Raw genomic sequence first — 5,611 nt, forward strand, 5'->3', positions numbered from 1 at the left:
GACGACTTCACCCGCGCCGTGCGCAGCATCGACCGGTTCTTCCTCGACACCGCCACCCTCCCGGAGCCCTGACCCCGCCCTCCCGCACGGGTGGTGCGCACTGTTGGCAGCGCTCATGGCCGCGGGCAGGTCTCGGGTTTGGACGAGGTGTGCCGCGAACTCGACGACGAGCACCGCGAGACCTGACCGCACCGCGCACCGCATCGGCCGCTGGTGCTGGTTCCGGAGGGCTGACGTCCTGGCCGCCTCGGCGCGGGCGGTGCGGTGCGGTACGCCGAGCGTCCAGGCGCGCACCCGGCAATCGCGATGTCGCTGTCACGACAACACCGTGCCCGGCGCGGTGTGGGGCGCTGCGGGGGCGAAGACCGCGCGACAGCGAATTCCGGTTCGTCCCGATAACTTCCCTGGCCGCTACGGTTTGTCCCCCGCGGAGATATCTGTTTCACCCCGCTAACCCCCTCGTCGCCGCCCACGCGTTCTATGCGAGCCCTTACGGGTACGGCGGCACGACCGCGCTCAACCACAATCAGGCCGTGCCCGTGCTCGTGACCGCGCTGGAGAAGTGGGACGCGGACGGCGTCGGCGGTCCGGTGTGGTTGCTCCGACGAAACAAACCCGACGCCGCGCCCGGCAGTCCGCCAGCCACGTTCGGCAGCGGCTGTGCTGTCGTCTCCGATGCCGTCGTCTCCGTCGGCGGAGGACCAGGCGCGCGAGCAGGCGCTGGCGGCGTACGCGAGGTACGCGGCCGGGGTGGACCGGGTGGGCATGCGCGGTTCGGAGGCTGACGACCGAGGTCGTGCTTGGGCAGCGCGGTTGCAGAGCAGGCACCGATCACCCCCTGACAGACAGACTCGAAACCCACGCTGACGGCCGCGGGGGAAACATCCGCCCCCCATCCACGCGTACGCCCAGGCGCCCCTGTGGTCACCAGTCGATGCGTCCGCCCACGTCCATGACCGGATGAGCGACCGCATCGAGCCAATTGGTCCGATCATGGTTTTCCATGGCCTCAGCCACCTCGTGGAGCCACGCTCCCAAGCTCGGCCACCCCAGGAACCAGGCACGGTCGGCGTGTGCGGCGCGACCGAGATGGCCATGCCACAGGCCCGGACCCGCATCTATGAAGTGCTCATCGCCATCGCTCCCAGCGAAGGGGATCCACTGCGTTCCCCACCATGGAGTCTCCTGCTCGTCTGGGTCGTCCTCGCCCTCCCAGATGTCCATGCGCCCCTGACGCACGTCGGCGATTGCATCTGTGGAGTACAGCGGGCCGCACGGCAAGATGCCGAGATAGGACGAATCCCCGTCGTGGCACAGCAGCGATTCGCGCAGGTCCCCGGGAAGCCGTACGGCCAACACAGTTTCGAGCTGGTCGATCGCGTCTGCCGACGCCAGAGGGCGAAGCTCTGCAAGTCGAGCCGGCGCATGCTGGGCCAGCCATGCGTCGATGCGCTGCCAAGAGGTGGCAACGGGCGGGATGACCGGCGAGATGCCAATCAGAGGCGGCTGAATCATGGGGTGAAGGATGTCACCCGAGGCTGGCAGCAGGTGTCGATGAGGTACGCGCGGCCCCGGTTCCGCAGCGAGCCTGGGTCCTGGGCGCTCGACGGAACCTGGATGGTCCTCTTGTCGAGTACGACGCGTCCGCCCTTCCGATACGGGAACCCACTCTCTTCGTTCGGCGGAGTCGCGCGGACGGTCCCGGCGCCGTACGGAAGATTGCGCTGGGTGCGCCCGTCAGCCGCATGTGCCCGGACTGTCCTGAGCAGGCTCTGGCATCACGTCAGTGATCTCTCGGCGCCACTTCCAAGATCAGGTTTCGTGAGTTTTACAGTCCCCCAATCACTGCCAGGGCCCAGACGCGTCGAGGGGACGGCCGCGCGTATTCGCCGCGCGGCCATCCCGGTCTCGCGGGTCTTCGGTCTGGCTTTGTCGTACTTCCATCCGGTGCAGATGTCGGTGGCCTGGTTGCGGCACAGGCGGATGCGGATGTCGCCGGAGGAGCCGCCGAGTCGGCCCACGCTTGTTCTGCGGTCTCTCATCGGGCCAGGGCTAACCTTGACCGGTGCCGACGGACGAGGACGGGATATCACGTGATCCTTCGGCCACCGTTGTCGCGTCCGACGGCCAGGTCTTCCCCGATCCGTACGGACCGGCGGCAGACGACGACTCGCGCAGCGCCGAGACAGCGGAGGCGTTCGCCGACCTGCTCGCTTGCGCACAGCTCGCGGCGTTCCGGCGTCGCGTGACCGAGTTGAACGCCGAGGGCAGGGAACGCCCGCCGGTGCGGGCCGGCGGACGCGAGTTCTTCACTCGGCGCGACGCCGGGTCGCCGTACACCCGGTTGCTGGCGCGGGATCAGGCGGGCGAGCGTGTCTTGGTCGAGGACCTGCGGCCGTCGCTCGTGTACCCGGACGTCTACCCTGACGGTTGGTGGCCTTCTCCTGACGGGGGCCTCGTCGCGTACGTCCAGGACGCCAGCGCCACCGAGGACCAGGCGGTCCTGCACATCGTTCCTGCTTCCACGAATGAGGACGGACCCGCGTCGCTCTTCCAGGTCGCGGGTGCCCGCCGCGCCGGGTTCGCGTGGGTGGGCGCGGACTTCGTCTGCTCGATCGAGGATCCCGCGACCCTCTCGCAGCACTTGCGGCTCTACCGTGCCCGCGGGGACGGCACCTATGAACCCGGCCCCCTCCCTGACCCGCGCACGGGCCTGCCCCGTTCGCGCTACGAGCTGTTCGGGGTGCCCGGCTCCCGGACCGTGGTCGTCAGCGGTTCGGACCACGGCCTGCACCAGCCCAACAGCGTCACCACGCTGAACGTCGACAGCGGCGAGCTGCGGACCGTACAACCGGAGACGGACGCGTTCACTCGTATCCAGGTCGATCCGAACGGCCGGTGGGGATACCTGCTGGAGCACAGCGGCGACGGCCCCGGGCGAGGGGCCCTGTGGCGGGTCCGCCTGGACGACGACGGCCCCTTGACCCGGGACCGCTGGCAGCAGGTTGTCCCGGAACACGACACGGCGGTCCTGCGCCAGTTCTGCCTGCTGCATCGTTCTGCGGGCCGGGAGCCCGTCGTCGCGCTCCACGAGCGTGTGCACGGCGTCAGCCGGCTGGCCATGGTGGACGTCTCCGACGGCCGCCGCTGGCCGGTACCGCTCGCGGGAACGGCGGTAGAGGGCGGGGACGGCGTGCACGGGGTGTTCTCCGCCCTGACCGCGGCGCGGGACCGCACCGGAACACCGCTGCTCTACGTCGAGCACCACTCGACGGCGAATCCACCCCGTGTCTGGGCGGTCGCCGCCGTGCCGGGCACGGCGCCGGTCCTGGTGCGGGGCAGGAGCGATGCCGAGCTCGCCGCCGCCGGGTTCCCCCAAGTCACCGCTCGCCTGCACCACTTCGCCGCACACGACGCCCGAAGGACCCCCACCTGGGGCATCTCCTTCACCGCCCGAGACCCGACCGGCCCACGCCCGGTGGTACTCGAGGTCTACAACGGATTCTTCCTCGCCGGGGAGAACCTCCAAAGCTACAGCGCCGCCTCGGCCGCGCTGCTCGACGCCGGCGTCACCATCTTCGCGCCCTTCCCCCGCGACGGCTCCGAAGGCCGGCAAGACCAACGCGCCGGTGCCACGGTCAACCGCGGCAACGCGGCCGCCGCCGTCACCGCGGCCGGGCACTACGCCCGGCAACATCTCGCGGGCGACCACCCCATGGTGCTCACGGCCGGCTCGCAAGGCCCGCTGATCGCGTTGATGGCGGTACGCGCCGACCCGGAACTGTTCGATGCCGCGATCATGTCGCGCGGCGCCTCGGACCTGCTCAGCGGAAGCGCCGCCGAGTCCACCGCCGAGTACTTCGGCGGCGGCTCGCCCGAAGAGGTCGCCGCCGCATACCGCGACTCCGCCGGGTACCACGAACAGCCCGGAACTCCGTTCCCGCTGACGGTCTTCGTGGCGGACGACCGTGACCCGCGCGTCCCCGCACGCGGCCCACGCAAGGCCCACGCGGCCATGAACGACACCACCAGCGACGGAGAGATCCACCTCGCGACCGCGAGCGTGGGGCACTTCACCGGCCCCGACCAGCAAGCCGAGAGGGCCGCCCTGACGGCCTACCTTGCCCAAGCCCCCAATCAGCGCTTCGCGCGTCCCGAGAACGCGGCGCCTCCCGCCGTGGTGGAACGACGGATGGCCGAAGTCGGCCGCGGGCACCCCCAAGGCGACGCCCCACGGCCAGAGCACCTCGCGTCCGAAACCGTCACTGGACCCGTCGCTCGACCCGGCACCGCAGCCGGCGGACCCGGCGCCCGCTACCGAAACGACCCTGTCACCGTGCCGGCCACCCGTCCCGCCCCACAACCCGAACCCCCAGCCGAGAGCACTGCGGTGACGCCCCCACACACTGGACCACCCGATCGCCCCAGCCTGTTCAACCGCAGCCGCCAACACCCCGCACACAAGGCCCCCGCCGCCGCCGAGCGACCGCGGCCCGGACCACACGTCACGCCCGGGCGAGGCATCGGACTCGAGCAAAACCTGTAGCGAGCTTGGGACTTGTCGAACGACCAGGCGGCAGCAGACGTCGCTCAGATGTCGAATTGTCCCAGCCGCGAGTCGGGGGAAACGCCGCGGCCCTCGGTCGAGGCAGCGGGGCGTATCGCGGATAGAGGGTGTGACACGGATAGCGGACGTCGGCGGGAGTGATCAAGGGTGTGCGATCTGGGGCTGCCCGACGTGGGGTGCGGGCGCCTTCGTCGCGCAAGGAGGAACGGTGTTGGAACACGCTCAGCGATCGGGTTCGGAGAGACGGGAAGCGGTCGCCGCGAGGCCGCGGCGAAGCCTGGCCGTCGGCGTCGTTGCGCTGATCGGCACGCTGATGGCGCTGATGCTGACGGTGCCGGCCCACGCGGGCGGCATCTACCTCTCGGAGGGGTCCTCGGGCAGGACGGTCACATGTGCGCAGCAAGGGCTGAACAACTGGAAGGCCCAGAGTGGCAAGGGCAAGTACGTGTCCGTCGACGGGAAGTTCGGTCCGGCGACCAAGGCACAGGTGAAGGTCTTCCAGGCGAACAACGGGCTGAAGTCCGACGGGATCGTGGGGGCGGCCACCGCCAAGAGTCTGCAACGGTGGGTCAAGGGTCTTTCGTGCAAGACACTCCTCGTGCCGGACGCGACCAACGGTGGCACCCCCACGTTGCGAGTCGGTTCGCAGGGCCCTGCCGTACGCTGCGTGCAGCGGGCGCTGAATGCGTGGGCGGGCAAGACGGTTCTGACGGTCGATGGGGCCTTCGGATCGCAGACGCGGGCCCAGGTCGTGAAGTTCCAGAAGCACGCAAGGATTGCCCAGGACGGTGTGGTCGGCCGTGAGACGATTCTGCAGCTGAAGTACCGCGTGAAGTTCTCGGTTGAATGCGAGAACTACTTGATGGTGTGACCGCGGTTCGCGGCGCGCATGGTTGTGCCCACTCGGTCCGCGGTGAACCGGCCTTTGCTCCGCCCGTTCGCAGGACGGTCCGCACAGGCCCGCCGTAGCCGCAAGACGCCTCACCTGGCGTCGCCGACGCCCTGACGGCCTGCGGTTGGTTCCAGATCTCTGGAACCAACAGC

General features: G+C 69.8%; 4 protein-coding genes. 2 read left to right on the forward strand and 2 right to left on the reverse strand.

All coding sequences use genetic code 11. From position 1 onward, the window contains the following. On the reverse strand, positions 1-294 hold a 294-nt coding region (locus AB0C36_RS42370; RefSeq protein WP_358364941.1), incomplete at its 3' end, for a hypothetical protein. Positions 295-924: 630 nt separating this feature from the next. Then, positions 925-1,515: an SMI1/KNR4 family protein gene (locus AB0C36_RS42375; RefSeq protein WP_358364944.1), complete on the reverse strand. Its 591-nt coding sequence runs from the start codon at positions 1,513-1,515 to the stop codon at positions 925-927. Between the two features lie 550 nt (positions 1,516-2,065). Here AB0C36_RS42375 and AB0C36_RS42380 point away from each other — a divergent pair. After that, positions 2,066-4,546 (forward strand): prolyl oligopeptidase family serine peptidase, encoded by a 2,481-nt coding sequence (locus AB0C36_RS42380; protein WP_358364946.1) that lies wholly within the window; start codon positions 2,066-2,068, stop codon positions 4,544-4,546. Positions 4,547-4,775: 229 nt separating this feature from the next. Then, the gene (locus tag AB0C36_RS42385) at positions 4,776-5,438 is read left to right on the forward strand and encodes a peptidoglycan-binding domain-containing protein (RefSeq protein WP_358364948.1); all 663 of its coding nucleotides are present in this window, start codon (positions 4,776-4,778) and stop codon (positions 5,436-5,438) included. Positions 5,439-5,611: the final 173 nt, after the last annotated feature.

Source organism: Streptodolium elevatio (genome assembly GCF_040649515.1).
Classification (GTDB): Bacteria; Actinomycetota; Actinomycetes; order Streptomycetales; family Streptomycetaceae; genus Yinghuangia; species Yinghuangia elevatio.

Excerpts from the sequence above, each read along its gene's own strand:
- AB0C36_RS42375 (WP_358364944.1), bottom strand. The coding sequence starts at position 1,515 with ATGATTCAGCCGCCTCTGATTGGCATCTCGCCGGTCATCCCGCCCGTT.